A 17924-nucleotide genomic window follows, 5' to 3' on the forward strand; every position below is an offset into this window, starting at 1 on the left:
CAACCTCGGTTGGGGTTATTTTTTTTCAGCGTCCGTCAACCATTCCCCCAAAATTTCCGTATCGTTTCTCCATTCTTGCTTTAACTCATCAACCCACTCCTGAACATTATCCCACCATGCAGGTAAATCAGGTGATTGAATCTGCTGAGCCAATTGTTGTAAATGACGCAATCCAACCGATCCCGCAGCACCTTTTATCTTATGCGCTTCCTCCGTAATGCCTTTCTGGTCTTTAGCTGTCATGTTTGAGTCCAGAACAGATAAGTAACCCGGCATCATCTTTTCAAACACACTCAGACTATTGCGAATCAATTGAGGCCCAACGAGCTCGATGTATTGGTTAAGCATTTCCGTATCAAGTAAATCTTCACCTTTTTTCATCAATCCTGACTCCTCTTCTTTCGGTTGCATATGATGCACAGACTGTTCCCCCCAATATTGTTCAATAATGGCGGTTAACGCATTCACAGAAAGCGGCTTACTCAACACACCATTCATACCTGCATCCAGATACTCTTTTTTGTCTTTTAAGACATTTGCTGTCAGTGCAATCAGTGGGGGCAGATCCTTTTTGGCATATCGCTGACTTAACTCCCGGGAGATATCTAACCCGGTCATATCGGGTAGCTGAATATCAAGCAGGACCAGATCGAACTCTCCTGGCTTAAACACTTCTAGCGCATCTTTACCATTCATAGCGACTTCTACGCTGTTACCCAACTTCTCCAATACCGAGCGAGCAACAATTACATTCAGCTCAATATCTTCTACCAATAAGATATGCAACGCTGGCAGTGGATAATCTTCTGTATCCTCTTTGCATAAAAGATTCTCCTCCATAGCAGGTGCAATGATAGACAGAGTAAATCGAGAACCTTGTCCCGGTTCACTTTCCACCACAATATCCCCTCCCATACTTTGAGCCAAACGTTTGGATACCGCCAATCCAATACCGGTTCCCGTTGCTGGACAACCACCATGACTGCCTTTCACTTGATAATACATCGCAAAAATCTTCTCCAGCTCATCATGTGGGATACCAATCCCCGTATCTGTGACTTCAAACAGCAAACGTTCTCCCTCTTCGTACCAGATTCGAACAGTAATCTCACCTTTTTGCGTAAATTTCACCGCATTACCAATCAAGTTCCACAGAATTTGGCGCAAGCGAGTACCATCTGTCATGATTCTGGCAGGCAGTGGCAGTTCTGGGCTCATTACAAATTTAATATCTTTCGGTTGCACCAGCAGCCCAGAGAGGTTTTCCAGATCGGACATAAAACCGGTAAAATCAATTGGCTGATTATCAATTTGCACTTTACGCCGTTCAATTTTATCCATTTCAATAATGTCATTGAAAATATTACCCAGCGTGATAGCACTGACATGAATCGTTTTCAGATAGTTATTTTGCTCAGACGTCAACTCAGTATCGAGCAAAATACGGCTCAAACCAACAATGCCATTTAAAGGCGTACGAAGCTCATGGCTAATCGTTGAGATAAAAGTGGTCTTATCCCTACTTGCATTCTCCAAAGCGTCCTGATAGCGCTTACGTTCCGTTATATCGCGCCCAAATCCCATAAGCCCATGTCTTTTTCCTACCCGATCATAAAAAGGGACTTTCCGAAGCTCAAAACAGGCTTTTCGACCATCGGGATAAACTAGCCATTGTTCATAAGTGAGTGCAACATTATGACGGAACACTTTTTCATCGGTTTTCATTACCTTGCGAGCAACCTCTTTGTCATAAACATCGTTTGGTGTCAGCCCGACAAGTTGTTTCTGGCTTTTACCCGTCAGCAATTCCATCGCCCGGTTACAACCAGAAAATTCATTATTTTCATTACGGTAATAGACCAAATCAGGAGAAGCATCGAGAAAAGATTTCAACAATACAGATTGTTGTTCCAATTCAATCTGCGTCTGCTCACGGTGTTTCATCTCTTCTTTGAGTTTATCCAATAATATCAGATGCGCCTGCTCAGCTTTTTCTCTTTCCGAGATCTCCTGATTAAGCTTAATAATGTTGTCTTTTAATTGCTGATTGAGCTCCCGATCACGCTGACGCATAACTTCCAACTTTTCAACTAATTTAGATAATCGCTGACGGGACTCTTCGAGCTGTTCAACAACAACCGAAAGAAAGTAGACAGCCCAAGGTGTAATCAACAAACCAAAAAAGATTGAGCGAACTAAATCAATACTTTGCACGCCTCCCTGAAGCAGAAAAGTGACTACCATCTGTACACCCATAGCAAGAATGACCAGTGCAGATGCAAGCAGTAATGAGAAGCGCACTAACCCCAATTTCATCATTAAATCAACATAATATTGGGCCAGGCCCCTGAGCAGCTTCATTTCATAAAAACTCCCGTTAAATATGACCATTCTGGATCATACCGTAAAAGACTGGCCACTTCGTTGAAGGAATAACAGAAATTGTTGACCTGGTAAAACAATAGTATTATTTAATAGTTTTAGTTATGACTTCCCAAACATTATTCTGGCTTTTTACTCCTGCCGGTCTTTTCGCACAATCCAAGCATGAATAAATAATCAAATACATTGATAAAATAAGCATAAAATTCTTTTCTACTCTTTTAATAACCCCAAAAAGATAAAACTTTATTCTTATAAAGAAACAAAAATACACATTAATTCTACAAAGTTAATCTTAGTAAGATTTTAAATCTAACAAATAAAAGTTTAACAGCATATACAAAACAAATATTACACTAATATTAGTGATATAAATCACATTAAAATCCTAACATGATCTATATCACACAACACTAATATTAATTTTTATACTTATAAATCAAAATATTAACTTTACTTATCACCTATCTTTATCTTATCCCGGTGATATTTGACCTGATTTATATTTCTAGTTAACTTGGAAAGTCACTGGAAATCATCTGTCAGATTCTCATCTGAACCATAATTATGCAGTGACACAATATCATTTAAGTCACCACCTGTTTATCACAAATAAACAAGTGGTGGTTGATTGAGGGCGCAATTCAGACGCCAGTAAAAAAGATTAATCTCACAAATGTCTGTGAGTTTCTGTGAGAGTCGGACAGAACCTCGGGAGGTTCACACTATGCTATATAACAAATCTCAAGAAAAAGATAACTGTGGCTTTGGACTGATAGCCCATATTGAAGGGGAGCCAAGCCACAAAGTAGTACGTACCGCTATCCATGCCCTGGCCAGAATGCAACATCGTGGGGCAATATTGGCAGATGGTAAAACCGGTGATGGTTGTGGTTTATTGTTGCAAAAACCTGACCGCTTTTTTCGGATGGTCGCACAGGAGCAAGAGTGGCATTTAGCCCGCAATTACGCCGTCGGTATGCTATTTCTCAGCCAAGATCCTCAGATTGCACAAAACTGCCGGACAATCATCGAACAAGAGCTACAAAATGAAACTCTAGCAGTCGTTGGCTGGCGTGAAGTCCCCATCAACAGTGATATTCTGGGCGAAATAGCCCTTTCAAGCCTCCCCCGTATCGAACAGATTTTTGTTAATGCTCCAGCAGGTTGGCGTGCACCTGATTTAGAACGCCGCTTGTTCGTCGCTCGCCGCCGAATAGAAAAACGCATCAACGACAGTGACTTTTATGTTTGCAGTTTGTCTAATCTGGTGACTATCTATAAAGGGCTGTGCATGGCGGCAGACTTGCCCCGTTTCTATCCCGATCTGGCTGATTTACGTTTAGAATCGGCAATTTGCCTATTTCATCAACGCTTCTCAACCAATACCGTCCCACGCTGGCCGTTGGCACAACCTTTCCGCTATCTTGCCCATAACGGTGAAATAAACACCATCACTGGTAACCGCCAGTGGGCACGAGCAAGAGCCTATAAATTCAAGACACCGCTTATTCCCGATCTGCACACGGCTGCCCCTTTTATCAATGAAACAGGGTCAGATTCCAGCTCGCTGGATAATATGCTGGAACTGTTTCTCAACGGCGGAATGGATTTAATCCGTGCTATGCGATTGCTGGTTCCTCCCGCATGGCAAAACAATCCTGATATGGATGAAGATCTGCGGGCTTTTTTTGATTTCAACTCCATGCATATGGAGCCGTGGGATGGCCCTGCGGGTATCGTTATGTCAGATGGACGCTACGCTGCCTGTAATCTGGATCGCAATGGCTTACGCCCAGCCCGCTATGTTATCACCAAAGATAAGTTAATCACCTGTGCTTCCGAAGTCGGTATCTGGGATTATCAACCGGATGAAGTGGTAGAAAAAGGGCGCGTTGGTCCCGGTGAACTTATCGTGATTGATACCCGCCAAGGCCGCATCCTTCATGCAGAAGAAACAGACAATGACTTGAAAAGCCGCCATCCCTATAAAGCATGGATGGATAAAAACGTCAAGCGTCTGACTCCATTCGAAGAATTACTGGAAGATCAAGCTGGTCATCGGGATCTGAACGATCAATCCTTAGCGGTCTATCATAAACAATTTGCCTACAGCAACGAAGAGCTAGATCAAATCATCCGAGTCTTGGGAGAGAATGGTCAGGAAGCGACCGGGTCAATGGGGGATGATACACCGTTTGCCGTCCTTTCCAGCCGCCCACGGATTATTTATGACTATTTCCGCCAGCAATTTGCTCAAGTCACTAATCCGCCAATCGACCCACTACGCGAAGCACATGTTATGTCGCTCACCACCTGCATCGGGCGGGAGATGAACGTATTTTGTGAAGCAGAGGGGCAGGCACACCGATTAAGTTTTAAATCTCCTATTCTGCTCTACTCTGACTTTCACCAATTAATCACGCAGCAAAGTCCACACTATCGCGCAGAACAATTAGACTTAACTTTCAATCCACAAGAAACCAATTTGCAAAATGCCCTGTTTGCATTGTGTGACCAAGCTGAACAACTCGCCAGAGATGGCGCGGTATTGTTGGTATTATCTGACCGCAACATTACGCCGAACAAATTACCTATACCTGCACCTATGGCTATTGGCGCTATTCAACACCGTTTGGTGGAAAAAAACCTACGCTGTGATACCAACCTGATAGTAGAAACAGCGAGTGCCCGTGATCCACACCATTTCACTGTACTACTGGGATTTGGTGCAACAGCGATCTATCCCTATCTGGCTTATGAATCTCTGGCCAAAATGGTCGATAATGGCACAATTAACAAACCTTATACTGATGTCATGCTTAACTACCGCAATGGTATCAATAAAGGGTTATATAAAATCATGTCGAAAATGGGCATCTCGACTATCGCCTCCTATCGCTGCTCTAAACTATTTGAAGCTGTCGGCTTACATTCCGAATTAACTGAATTCTGCTTCAATGGCGTCGTCAGCCGAATTGGCGGTGCTAATTTCAGCGATTTCGAGCAGGATCTGCGAAACTTATCTAAACGTGCATGGCTTGCTCGTCAACCACTCGATCAGGGCGGATTGCTGAAATATGTTCATAACGGCGAATATCACGCTTATAACCCGGATGTTGTCAGCACTTTACAGTCTGCGGTTCATAGTGGCGAATATAACGATTACTTGAAATATTCTCGTTTGGTTAATCAGCGTCCAATTACCACAATCCGTGATTTGCTGGCGATAAAAACAAAAGGTGAACCTCTACCTATTGAAGCAGTAGAACCTGCCGAAGAGCTATTTCAGCGCTTTGATACTGCTGCGATGTCGATCGGAGCATTAAGCCCGGAAGCACACGAAGCTCTGGCTGAAGCCATGAATACACTAGGTGGTTTTTCCAACTCCGGCGAAGGTGGAGAAGATCCCGCACGTTATGGAACAAAAAAGGTTTCCCGTATCAAACAAGTTGCTTCCGGTCGGTTTGGTGTGACGCCTGCTTATCTGGTCAACGCTGATGTGATTCAGATTAAAGTCGCGCAAGGTGCTAAACCCGGAGAAGGTGGGCAATTACCGGGTGATAAAGTAACACCGTATATTGCAAAACTGCGTTATTCCGTGCCCGGCGTAACACTTATTTCTCCACCACCACATCACGATATTTACTCTATTGAAGATTTGGCTCAGTTGATTTTCGATCTAAAACAGATCAACCCCAATGCGCTGATCTCAGTAAAATTGGTTTCAGAACCCGGTGTTGGTACTGTTGCCACGGGCGTTGCCAAAGCTTATGCCGATTTAATTACTATCGCAGGTTATGACGGCGGTACCGGTGCCAGTCCATTGTCATCGGTGAAATATGCCGGATGCCCGTGGGAATTGGGGCTGGTGGAAACCCAACAAGCGCTAGTTGCTAACGGATTACGTCATAAGATCCGCTTACAAGTTGACGGCGGGTTGAAAACAGGCGTAGATATTATCAAAGCGGCCATTCTTGGCGCTGAAAGTTTCGGTTTCGGTACTGGGCCAATGGTTGCCCTTGGATGCAAATATCTGCGTATTTGCCATCTCAATAATTGTGCAACCGGGGTTGCCACTCAGGATGAGAAATTACGTCGCGACCACTACCACGGATTACCTGAACGGGTAATGAATTATTTCCGCTTTATCGCCCGTGAAACCAGAGAAATCATGGCTATATTGGGTATCAAAAAGCTAACTGATTTAATCGGCCGAACTGACCTGTTGGAAGTACTGGAAGGTATTTCAGCAAAACAGAGCAAACTAAATCTTAATCCGCTCTTAGCAACAGCAGAACCCCATCAGGGCAAAACATTATATTGCACTGAAAGCAATCCACCATTTGATAATGGGGCACTGAATAAAAACTTACTGGCTCAAGCCGCTAACTATATTGAGAACCAACAAAGTAAAACTTTCTATTTTGATATCCGTAATACGGATCGTTCAGTGGCCGCTTCCCTTTCCGGTTTTATCGCTGCTCGATATGGTAATCAGGGGATCGCAGCGGCACCAATAAAAATTCATTTCAATGGTACTGCCGGTCAAAGTTTTGGCGTCTGGAATGCCGGCGGTCTGGAGCTGACACTCATCGGTGATGCCAATGATTATGTCGGTAAGGGTATGGCTGGCGGTCGCATTGTCATACACCCACCAGTGGGTTCTGCCTTCAAAAGCCATCAGGCAACCATCATTGGCAACACATGTCTCTACGGTGCAACCGGAGGCAAACTGTTTGCTGCCGGGCGAGCAGGAGAACGCTTCGCCGTTCGTAATTCAGGGGCGATTACGGTTGTCGAAGGTATCGGAGATAATGGCTGTGAATATATGACAGGAGGTATTGTCTGTATTCTCGGACGCACTGGCATCAATTTTGGTGCTGGAATGACCGGCGGCTTTGCTTATGTCCTGGATGAAAATGATGATTTCCGTAAACGGGTTAACCCAGAGTTGGTTGAAGTACTGGCAGTAGATGCCTTAGCCATCCACGAAGAACACTTGAGAGGACTTATCACTGAGCACGTCCTCCTGACCGGTTCCCAGCGCGGTGAAGATATTCTTGCTAACTGGCAACAGTGGCTGAGCAAATTCGCGCTGGTGAAACCAAAATCCAGTGATGTGAAAGCGCTATTGGGACATCGCAGTCGTTCTTCCGCAGAATTGCGAATTCAAGCGCAATAAGGAGCCAAGATGAGCCAGAATGTCTATCAGTTTATCGACTTACAACGCGTCGATCCGCCTAAAAAGCCGCTGAAAATCCGCAAAATAGAATTTGTGGAAATCTATGAGCCATTTTCAACAAATCAGGCACAGACACAGGCCGATCGCTGTCTTTCTTGCGGTAACCCTTATTGCGAATGGAAATGTCCCGTTCATAACTACATTCCCAACTGGCTTAAACTTGCCAATGAAGGACGTATTATGGAAGCGGCTGATTTATCCCATCAAACAAACAGCCTGCCGGAAGTTTGTGGTCGTGTTTGTCCACAGGATCGCCTTTGTGAAGGCGCTTGCACTCTGAATGATGAGTTCGGTGCAGTGACGATTGGTAATATTGAACGCTACATCAATGATAAAGCGATTGCTATGGGCTGGAAGCCCGATATGTCACACGTTCAGCCAACGGGCAAACAGGTTGCGATTATTGGTGCAGGCCCCGCGGGGCTCGCTTGTGCTGATGTATTGACCCGTAATGGCGTACAAGCCGTGGTTTTTGATCGTCACCCGGAAATCGGTGGATTACTCACCTTTGGCATACCGGCGTTTAAACTGGAAAAAGAGGTCATGATACGCCGCCATGAAATTTTCTCTGAGATGGGAATTGAATTCCGGCTCAATACTGAAATAGGCAAAGATATTGCCTTATCTGAACTGACTGAACAGTTTGATGCGATATTCCTTGGTGTAGGAACCTATCAGTCAATGCGTGGGGAGCTGGCAAATGAAGATGCTGATGGTGTTTATGATGCTCTGCCATTTCTGACTGCCAATACCCGGCATTTGATGGGTTATCCCGCCCTACAGCCGCAACCTTTCATCAATATGCAAGGTAAGCGGGTCGTAGTGCTTGGTGGCGGTGATACTGCAATGGATTGTGTCAGAACGGCTATTCGCCAAAAAGCGGCTTCGGTTACTTGTGCTTATCGTCGTGACGAAATCAACATGCCAGGCTCCCAGCGTGAAGTCAAAAATTCCAAGGAAGAAGGTGTAGAATTTCTGTTTAATCTGCAACCGGTCAGGATTGAAATCAACCATTCAGGTCAAGTTTGTGGCGTAAACATGGTACGGACTCAATTAGGCCAACCTGATGAGAATGGACGCCGCCAAGCTGAAATTATCGCAGGCTCGGAACACCTACTCGAAGCCGATGCAGTGATCATGGCATTTGGCTTTAAACCACATACCATGAACTGGCTAAGTGATCATCAAGTGGCCTTGGATAAACAAGGACGCATTGTCGCACCAGAGTACTCAGACATTCCCTTTCAAACCAGCAATCCACAAATATTTGCTGGTGGAGATGCTGTTCGTGGCTCAGATCTTGTTGTAACCGCAATTGCCGAGGGGCGTAAAGCCGCACAAGGCATTCTTGATTATCTCAACATCTAATCAACCAAGGGAGCTTTTCAGCTCCCATCTCTTTCTATCATCAGTTCAATACTTTATATTAATTGGATTACCCTTACACAAAAAAGTAAGTGAATTTAATGAACATTCCACACTTATTACTGTCATACATGATATTTTGGAATGTTTTTCTCATTAATATGAGTTTTAAATAAAATATTCCAATTAACCGACACAAATATCACGATACTTATTCAACTATAAATACTGGAAATATTAATGAAGCTAATAAAAATCTTAACTTTATTATCTCCAATGCTGTTTATCAGTCATACAGCACTTGCTTTATCATATCCCTTAACATCTGAAAATATTAATAAAGAAATTATGAATAGAGGTACCAATTCTGTCGTAGCAGAATTAGGTGAAATAGGAGCCAAACAAAAAATCACTCACAACATTTCTACTGGTGATAGTAAGTGGATAAAACTGGCTTTTAAATTAACGCAAAGCATGCACTTGGATTTTGCCAAAGAAGTTCGCTACGCATTATCCTTAGCATTAATTAATAATCCTGCTGAAGTCCTTGCTAACGTAGATAAAGAAAACAATATATCATTGGCTGATATCTGCACAATCCCACCAGAACTGGCAACCAGAGAGAATAAAATAGAATTTGTAGATAAGGTTAAAAAGAGCTTAAGCGCTATCACAGATTTCAAAGCTAAAAACAGAGCTGAAGATTGTTTTTGGGAATTAGAAAAAGCCTACAATACAGAATTCTAATCAATGAATTTGAAAAAAATAAGGAGGCAAACCCGCCCCCTCTTTTAACGCTTATTTTACTACCCGTAAAGCAGGACGCCCTCTCGTCGGTTTTGGTGGCTCATCATCAGGTGAAGTTCCACTATTATCTTCAGCATCGGGCAATGTATCCGTAACTAATACCAGATTATCTGTCGCAAATGCAGAGGTATCAGCCTTATCCTGATCTGAAGCGGATTTAAAAAGATATTCATCTTTATAAGCTGCTTCAGGCTCAAACATCATTCCCGCCCCATTTTCACGGCCATAAATCGCTATAACCGCCGCCATCGGTATATTAACCCGACGGGGAACACCACCAAAACGGGCATTGAAGCGTACTTCATCATTGGTTAACTCAAGATTACCAACAGCTCTCGGCGCTATATTCAGCACAATTTGCCCATCACGGGCATATTCCATTGGTACATTAACTCCACGTAAAGTCACGTCTATAACCAGATGTGGAGTCATATCATTATCGAGTAACCACTCGTAGTGAGCACGCAACAAATAAGGACGACGGGGAGACATTTGAGACAGCTCCATAAATCAGCTCCTGGATTGCAAGCGCATTTCACGTTCAGCTTCGGTTAATGAAGCTAAGAATGCATCACGCTCAAAGACACGCTGCATGTAAATTTGTAAATCTTTAGTACCAGAACTCGGTAATTCTATACCCAACACCGGCAAACGCCACAGCAAAGGAGCAAGATAGCAATCAACCAAACTGAATTCTTCGCTCATAAAGAATGGCATCTCTTTAAATATTGGCGCCACTGCTAGCAACTCTTCTGCTAATCGTTTACGGGCAGTATTGGCCTCTTGAGAATTGCCTTCCTCAATAGTATGCATCAGGGAATACCAGTCTTTTTCGATGCGGTGCATCATCAAACGGCTGGAACCACGGGCAACTGGATACACAGGCATTAATGGTGGATGAGGAAAGCGTTCATCCAGATACTCCATAATGATGCGGGAATCATATAGCGTCAGCTCACGATCAACCAAAGTCGGAACTGTCTGATAAGGGTTCAGATCGATAAGGTCCTGTGGCAGGTTACCTGCCTCAACCTGCTCAACTTCAACACTGACACCTTTTTCCGCCAATACAATTCGCACTTGATGGCTAAAAATGTCGGCCGGGCCTGAAAACAGAGTCATTACCGAACGTTTGTTGGCAGCGACAGCCATGAAAACCTCCAAGTTTATCTAAAAAGGGAATGAATAGCCCCACACGACCACGACTATTCTTACTCATTCATTCTCATCCCTTATGTTTCTGCGCCACAACGGTGAATACGGAATGTGCTACTCAACGCAATTTATCGTTTCAACGCAATTTATCGTTTCAACACAATTTACCGTTTCAACGTAATCATTACCGTTTCAACGTAATCATTACCGTTTCAACGTAATCATTACCGTTTCAACGTAATCATTACCGTTTCAACGCAATTACTACCGTTTAGATAGTAGGCAGACAAATGGATGAGGCAAAAATTGGCACTAGTTTACCAGATTTTGTACATTTTGGGGGAAGTGTGTGGATAATTAAGTAAAAAACCCGCCAAAAAGACGGGTTTGCACATTAAATAATTGCCATAAAGACAAAAAATTAACGTTTGGAGAACTGTGGACGACGACGTGCTTTACGCAGACCAACTTTCTTACGTTCAACTTCACGAGCATCGCGGGTAACGAAGCCAGCTTTACGAAGATCAGAACGCAGAGTTTCGTCATACGCCATCAGTGCGCGGGTGATACCGTGACGGATTGCACCTGCTTGACCAGAAATACCACCACCTTTAACAGTGATGTACAGATCCAGTTTACCCAACATATCAACCAACTCCAGCGGCTGACGAACAACCATGCGCGCTGTTTCACGGCCGAAGTAAACTTCAAGACTGCGTTTGTTGATGACGATATTACCGCTACCTGGCTTAATAAAGACACGTGCGGAAGAGCTTTTGCGGCGACCAGTGCCGTAGTATTGATTTTCAGCCATTGCCTATAATCCCGATTAAATGTCCAGAACTTGCGGTTGCTGTGCCGCATGGTTGTGCTCGCTACCTGCATAAACTTTCAGTTTACGGTACATTGCACGGCCCAGTGGCCCTTTTGGCAGCATGCCTTTAACCGCGATTTCAATTACACGCTCAGGACGGCGGGCAATCATCTCTTCAAAGGTCGCTTGCTTAATACCACCGATATGACCGGTGTGGTGATAGTAGATTTTATCAGAACGCTTGTTGCCGGTGACTGCCACTTTTTCTGCATTAACGATGATGATGTAATCACCGGTATCAACATGCGGAGTATATTCCGCTTTATGCTTGCCGCGCAGACGGCGAGCCACTTCAGTTGCAAGACGGCCTAAAGTTTTGCCATCTGCGTCAACAACATACCAGTCGCGTTTTACGGTTTCTGGTTTAGCTGTAAAAGTTTTCATTAAAGCTTACCCAATAATAAGTTACACGTTGGTGAACACTCAAGGTTCAGAAACTTGCCGAGGTTCACACGACTCTTGTCCAGCAAACCTACCCCTTCGAATAGCCTATGCTGGCACTATATGCAAGTTTTTTGGGAAAAAAAACATTGCTGTAACGTGGGGTCGCAAGATTATAGAGAAGTCAAAAATAAAAATCGACCCCCATTTGAATATTTAAAAGCAGTTTTCCGTCTGAAATAGATAAGTGAACTCAAACTTAAGGTAAATGAGGTAATTTCAAATACTCTTCACTTTGCATCTCTTGCAAACGGGATAAGCAACGCTGGTATTCGAAAACCAACAACACCCCTTGGTAAATTTGCTCCATCGGCACCGCCGCATTAATTATCAATTTTACCCGGCGTTCGTAAAATTCATCAACCAGCGCCAAGAAACGACGAGCAGCATTTTCATTACCCGGCATTATCGCTGGAACCTGATATAACAAAACCGTGTGATAAAGTTTTGATAAAACAATGTAATCCATCTGACTACGCGCATCTTCACATAAGACGTTAAATCCAATTGCCAATACACCATCAGCGTCACGAATTGCCGGCATCCGCCGATGGTTAATTTCCAATATAGAAGCTTGTTCACCGCGATTACCGGCCAAAAGAATAAACATTCGATCCATCGCTCGTTCATTATCTTCATTCAGCGGTGTGAAATAGAGATGAGCTTGAGTCAACGTGCGCAACCGATAGTCAATACCCGAATCCACATTCATAACGTCACAATATTTTTTGATCTGCTCAATAGCAGGCAAAAAGCGAGCTCTCTGTAAACCATTACGATAGAGTTCATCAGGAGGAATATTTGACGTTGCAATCAAGGTAATCCCCCTGACAAACAGCGCTTCCAACAATGTACCAAGAATCATAGCATCAGTAATATCGGAGACGAAAAATTCATCAAAGCAAAGTACATCTGTTTCCGTTTTAAAACCATCCGCCACAATATCCAGCGGATTTTCATGCCCTTGTAATACCGTTAATTCTTCATGTACCCGCAGCATAAAACGATGGAAATGCAAACGTAATTTTCTTTCACCGGGTAAACTCTGGTAAAACATATCCATTAACCAAGTTTTCCCTCTACCAACGCCGCCCCACATATAAAGCCCTTGAACAGGCGCACAGCTCATTGACGTCGTTTTTCCTAACAGTTTACTCAGACGCCCTTTCAAGCTTTGTCGCCTCACGGGATTGCCGGGAGAAACATTAATCAGAGCATGGTGAATGGTATCCAATTGAGCTACAACTTGACGCTGAACATCATCTGGTTGGTATTTGCCCTCAGAAAGGGCTTTTTGATAACATGATGAAGGGGTAATCAATGATGGCATGACAATAACAATCCTTAAAATAATCGCCCGTTTTTTATCGTTTTTATGATTCAGATTGACCTTATTACCGGATCACTTGTCTACAATAAGATCTATACCCTATGGATTTCAAGATGCATCGCGGCGGCAAAGGAATGAATCCCTGGGAGCATAGCAAACTATGTGACCGAGGTGAGCGAGTGCAGCCAACAAAGAGACAATTTGAAAGATGACGGGTATATACCCTATGGATTTCAAGATGCATCGCGGCGGCAAGGGAGTGAATCCCCGGGAGCATAGCAAACTATGTGACCGGGGTGAACGAGTGCAGCCAACAAAGAGGCAATTTGAAAGATGACGGGTATACAAGCAAATGTAAATCGTGATCAATATTCCACTCTAACTAGATTAACGGTTATAGTGACGATAATTAAGTGAAACATTCTGCGGAATAACGATGTCGATGAAGGAGTAGCTATGACTTGGGAGTATGCACTGATTGGATTGGTGGTTGGTTTTGCTATCGGAGCGCTAGTTATGCGTTTTGGTAACACTAAACTGCGCCAGCAGAAAGCCTTACAAACTGAACTGGAGAATAATAAATCAGAACTGGAAGAGTACCGTAAAGAATTAGTTGGTCATTTTGCCCGGAGTGCGGAATTACTCGACAATATGGCTCGCGATTATCGTCAGTTATATCAGCATATGGCTAAAAGCTCTCATGAACTGATGCCGAATATGCCAGCACAAGAGAATCCATTTAATTATCGATTAACTGAGTCAGAAGCGGATAATGATCAATCTCCGGTTAAAATGCCACCAAGAGATTATTCCGATAGTGCTTCCGGCCTGTTTCGTCCGATGAATGAAAAAAACCAGTAAATACCCTGCCGTGGCACATGATGTGCCACGGCATTAATTCAAATGTAAAATCTATTATCTACCTACAAGTTTTGTTTTTTTGTTTTTCAATCATGTAAATACCTGTAAAGAATCATGCTAAATCTGTTTGTTCGATGAACTTTATTTAATAATTAACAGTCATAGAATAACCATGGCAGCTTGCCAGAATTAACTCAATTAGCCTTCTGGCTTAGGTATACAAGAGAACAAAATTAGATGAAAAGAAAACACTTATTCCTTAGTGCATTAGCAATCAGTATCGGGTTGTCTGCAATTTCTGTCCCTACGATCAGCAATGCTGCTTTGCCTGCTGTTATCGCCGATCAGGCGTTGCCAAGCCTCGCACCGATGCTTGAAAAAGTCCTGCCAGCCGTTGTCAGCGTGCATGTTTCTGGTACGCAGGTACAACAGGAACAGAGTATACCTGAAGAATTCAGATTCTTCTTTGGTCCAAATCTACCAATGGGCCGTGAAAGTACCCGCCCATTCCAAGGGCTTGGTTCAGGTGTCATCATTGACGCTGCCAAAGGTTATATATTAACCAACAATCACGTTATTGAGAATGCGGATAAAATCCGTGTGCAATTGAATGATGGACGTGAATATGAAGCCAAATTATTAGGCCGCGATCCTCAGACAGATATTGCCTTGCTGCAACTGAAAGATGCTAAGAATTTAACTGCAATTACTATGGCCGATTCCGATAAGCTCCGAGTTGGTGATTTTGCTGTTGCCGTTGGTAATCCATTCGGCCTTGGTCAAACTGCAACCTCCGGCATTATCTCTGCGTTAGGGCGTAGCGGTCTGAATCTGGAAGGATTAGAAAATTTTATCCAAACGGATGCCTCTATTAACCGTGGCAACTCCGGTGGTGCACTGGTTAATTTGAATGGTGAATTAATCGGTATCAATACCGCTATTCTAGCCCCGGGTGGTGGTAACATCGGAATCGGCTTTGCTATCCCAAGTAATATGGCAAAAACCCTGAGTGAACAGCTTATCGCGCATGGTGAAGTAAAACGCGGTATTCTCGGTATTAAAGGTACTGAAATGAATTCCGATATCGCTAAGGCATTCAATATTGATGCCCAGCGCGGAGCATTTGTCAGTGAAGTATTACCAAAATCCGCAGCAGCGAAAGCAGGTATTAAATCCGGCGATATTCTTATTTCCGTTGATGGTAAGAAGATTAGTAGCTTTGCTGAACTAAAAGCCAAAATCGGCACAACGGTACCAGGTAAAGAAATTAAAATTGGCTTATTACGCAAAGGTAAACCAATAGAAGTTTCTGTTACGTTAGAAAACAGTGAAGGTCAAACAACCAAAGCCGGGAATCTAACCCTTGCCCTGCAAGGTGCAACCCTAAGCAATGGTGAAGTGAAAGGGACTTACGGTGTGAAAATCGATAGTGTTGCTCAAAACTCACCGGCGGCGTTATCTGGCTTACAGAAAAATGACCTGATTGTTGGGATCAATAATGAACGGATACAGAATATTAATGAACTGCGCAAAGTTATTGATTCTAAACCGCCAGTTATAGCGCTGAACATTCTTCGCGGAGAAGAGAGTATTTATCTGTTGCTAAGAAATTAATACTTTTAGTAAAAATTCTATTTAAGGCACAGCGTAATGCTGTGTCTTAAATCACTGATATCCCTCTCGCGGGTGGTCTTGTAAATCAGTTTTTCTGGAGGACTCAATATGAGAACCGTAGTAATATTCAAAAGCGGCAATAACCGAGCTGTAAGTTTACCTCGCGACCTCGATTTCAAGGGAGTGAACGAATTGGAGATTATTCGTGAAGGCGATATCATTATTCTGCGACCGATTAAACCCAGTTGGAATTCCTTTTTACAACAAGAAAAAACTGACTCTGACTTTTTAACCAAACGACTGGATATTGTGGAAGAAGGACGCGTTAAGTTATGAAAAAATATATACCCGTCATCTTTCAAGTTGCCTCTTTGTTGGCTGCACTCGCTCACCCCAGTCACATCGTTATCTATGCTCCCGGGGATTCGCTCCTTTGCCGCCGCGATGCATCTTGAAATCCATTGGGTATATAAGCCACCACCCTTTATTTTTCGTATAAATTATGCCAGTAAATAACCTGATGATGTTAAAGATACCCCTTTATATTTTTTCAGATAATAAACTCTCTGTTTAGAAGTTAAATCCTACCACATTAACCGTTTTACCCTTCTTTTTATTGCGTTATATTTATAACTTACTTAATAAAACAATGGTGAGAAAACTATTTAACATCAACCTATTTTGGTAAAATATTTTCATGTTCTTATTTTTTCAATTTTCTATTAATGGTTAATTGGATTCGATTAAATAAAATTAACTGTCTTTATAAAAAACGTATCTATTGAGTTAAATCCGACTTTTCCTTTTATATAAAACCTCTAACTCTGTATTCTTGTTTTTAAACGATTATGCAAGGAATAGATCATTTTCAGTCACTCTGTACTTTTAAAAAACTGGTATTAATGAGATACCTACTTTTTTAATCCTCAGATGAATTAATTATCGATAAAAAAGCACTTGCTATCACTAAAAACTGGAAATTCAAGTAAAAAGAGAAAGTTAACCATATTAAAAAGATGGAACCTGTAAAACGATTCTCGTTTCTAGAGTTTTCCCATTTTTTTTAATCAAAAATGCATCCAATAGATGGTTTTCATTAGGCAGTTTTTATAAACCTAATATTTTTTCGTTTCCTGATCCGTATTTAACTTCCCCATACTCATTAAACTGATGTTTAAGTTTTCTCTTTTTCCTGTATTTAATTTTTTAACTTTAAAACCAGAACAGATAACAGACATGCTAATAATATTTAATCTTCAATGCCTACTTATTTAAGCATTTTTAATACTGCTAATCTAGTCAACCTAAAGGTTTATCAATCTTATTTAATGATTGCCCATAATTTTCGTAAACTTCTTACAGACCATGTAAAATCTCTTATTTAAGCAAATTATTTTAATACGATTAATCCTGTTAAATGTTTTTACTCTTATTATTGGATTAACGCTGTCATTTGGTTAATCAATTCAGAGCCAGTTTTTCCTGATTTTTTCGCTTCCAATATCAGTATAGCATCAAATTTTTTACTCGTTTTTAAAAAATTTTAATCACTTACTTTTACCTTTAATGATTAAAGTTTTTACCTGTTTTTTCATAATATACTTACTATTTTTTCCAGACTTTAAAACCACACTGACAGACCATAAACGGATCTTTTAACTACTGTTTTATCATATGCAGAAAAAGCGTATCTCATCTTACCTAAATGAGTGAAAATCCCTGTCACTCCTGACTTTCAGACAGGGCGGGATTCCACTTTGTATTTAATTTAATCAAAAATAAGTTGACTACGGAATTCCCCTGACCAAATGGCTCTTCGACGTTTAGCTGCCTGACTGTCTTTTATGCTG

At 42.2% G+C, this 17924-nt stretch carries 13 protein-coding genes; 7 read left to right on the plus strand and 6 right to left on the minus strand.

Annotation, left to right across the window (positions count from 1 at the left end; all coding sequences use genetic code 11):
* Window positions 1-15: 15 nt before the first annotated feature.
* The gene (gene arcB, locus SLS51_RS18380) at window positions 16-2361 is read right to left on the minus strand and encodes an aerobic respiration two-component sensor histidine kinase ArcB (RefSeq protein ID WP_323840074.1); all 2346 of its coding nucleotides are present in this window, start codon (window positions 2359-2361) and stop codon (window positions 16-18) included.
* A 748-nt stretch (window positions 2362-3109) separates the two neighbouring features.
* On the opposite strand from arcB, the gene gltB reads away from it, so the two are divergent.
* The 3 genes from gltB to SLS51_RS18395 all read left to right on the plus strand — a co-directional run bounded on the left by gltB (window position 3110) and on the right by SLS51_RS18395 (window position 9739).
* Window positions 3110-7567: a glutamate synthase large subunit gene (gene gltB / locus SLS51_RS18385; RefSeq protein WP_323840075.1), complete on the plus strand. Its 4458-nt coding sequence runs from the start codon at window positions 3110-3112 to the stop codon at window positions 7565-7567.
* Window positions 7568-7576: 9 nt separating this feature from the next.
* Window positions 7577-8995: a glutamate synthase small subunit gene (locus SLS51_RS18390; RefSeq protein WP_323840076.1), complete on the plus strand. Its 1419-nt coding sequence runs from the start codon at window positions 7577-7579 to the stop codon at window positions 8993-8995.
* 237 nt (window positions 8996-9232) lie between these two features.
* Window positions 9233-9739 carry a hypothetical protein gene (locus tag SLS51_RS18395; protein WP_323840077.1) on the plus strand — a complete coding sequence of 169 codons (507 nt, stop codon included), beginning with the start codon at window positions 9233-9235 and terminating at the stop codon, window positions 9737-9739.
* A gap of 51 nt (window positions 9740-9790) precedes the next feature.
* Here the strand turns inward: SLS51_RS18395 and sspB are convergent, their stop codons facing one another.
* The 5 genes from sspB to zapE all read right to left on the minus strand — a co-directional run bounded on the left by sspB (window position 9791) and on the right by zapE (window position 13599).
* Window positions 9791-10306: a ClpXP protease specificity-enhancing factor gene (gene sspB / locus SLS51_RS18400; RefSeq protein ID WP_323840078.1), complete on the minus strand. Its 516-nt coding sequence runs from the start codon at window positions 10304-10306 to the stop codon at window positions 9791-9793.
* A gap of 3 nt (window positions 10307-10309) precedes the next feature.
* Window positions 10310-10951 carry a stringent starvation protein SspA gene (gene sspA, locus SLS51_RS18405; protein WP_058589205.1) on the minus strand — a complete coding sequence of 214 codons (642 nt, stop codon included), beginning with the start codon at window positions 10949-10951 and terminating at the stop codon, window positions 10310-10312.
* A gap of 424 nt (window positions 10952-11375) precedes the next feature.
* The gene (gene rpsI / locus SLS51_RS18410; RefSeq protein ID WP_011148146.1) at window positions 11376-11768 is read right to left on the minus strand and encodes a 30S ribosomal protein S9; all 393 of its coding nucleotides are present in this window, start codon (window positions 11766-11768) and stop codon (window positions 11376-11378) included.
* Window positions 11769-11783: 15 nt separating this feature from the next.
* The gene (gene rplM / locus SLS51_RS18415) at window positions 11784-12212 is read right to left on the minus strand and encodes a 50S ribosomal protein L13 (protein ID WP_011148147.1); all 429 of its coding nucleotides are present in this window, start codon (window positions 12210-12212) and stop codon (window positions 11784-11786) included.
* 256 nt (window positions 12213-12468) lie between these two features.
* Window positions 12469-13599, minus strand: a complete 1131-nt coding sequence (gene zapE, locus SLS51_RS18420; RefSeq protein WP_323840079.1) for a cell division protein ZapE — start codon at window positions 13597-13599, stop codon at window positions 12469-12471.
* Between the two features lie 456 nt (window positions 13600-14055).
* On the opposite strand from zapE, the gene zapG reads away from it, so the two are divergent.
* The 4 genes from zapG to SLS51_RS18440 all read left to right on the plus strand — a co-directional run bounded on the left by zapG (window position 14056) and on the right by SLS51_RS18440 (window position 16529).
* On the plus strand, window positions 14056-14460 hold the full coding sequence (gene zapG / locus SLS51_RS18425) for a Z-ring associated protein ZapG (RefSeq protein ID WP_113043966.1): 405 nt from the start codon (window positions 14056-14058) through the stop codon (window positions 14458-14460).
* 237 nt (window positions 14461-14697) lie between these two features.
* The gene (degQ, locus tag SLS51_RS18430; RefSeq protein WP_323840080.1) at window positions 14698-16074 is read left to right on the plus strand and encodes a serine endoprotease DegQ; all 1377 of its coding nucleotides are present in this window, start codon (window positions 14698-14700) and stop codon (window positions 16072-16074) included.
* Between the two features lie 108 nt (window positions 16075-16182).
* Window positions 16183-16410 (plus strand): type II toxin-antitoxin system VapB family antitoxin, encoded by a 228-nt coding sequence (gene vapB / locus SLS51_RS18435; RefSeq protein WP_323840081.1) that lies wholly within the window; start codon window positions 16183-16185, stop codon window positions 16408-16410.
* Complete coding sequence (locus SLS51_RS18440; protein ID WP_323840082.1) at window positions 16407-16529, plus strand: hypothetical protein; 123 nt, start codon at window positions 16407-16409, stop codon at window positions 16527-16529. The genes vapB and SLS51_RS18440 overlap by 4 nt, the downstream gene beginning before the upstream one ends.
* Window positions 16530-17924: the final 1395 nt, after the last annotated feature.

It is taken from the genome of Photorhabdus africana, assembly GCF_035181445.1.
Taxonomy (GTDB): Bacteria; Pseudomonadota; Gammaproteobacteria; order Enterobacterales; family Enterobacteriaceae; genus Photorhabdus; species Photorhabdus laumondii.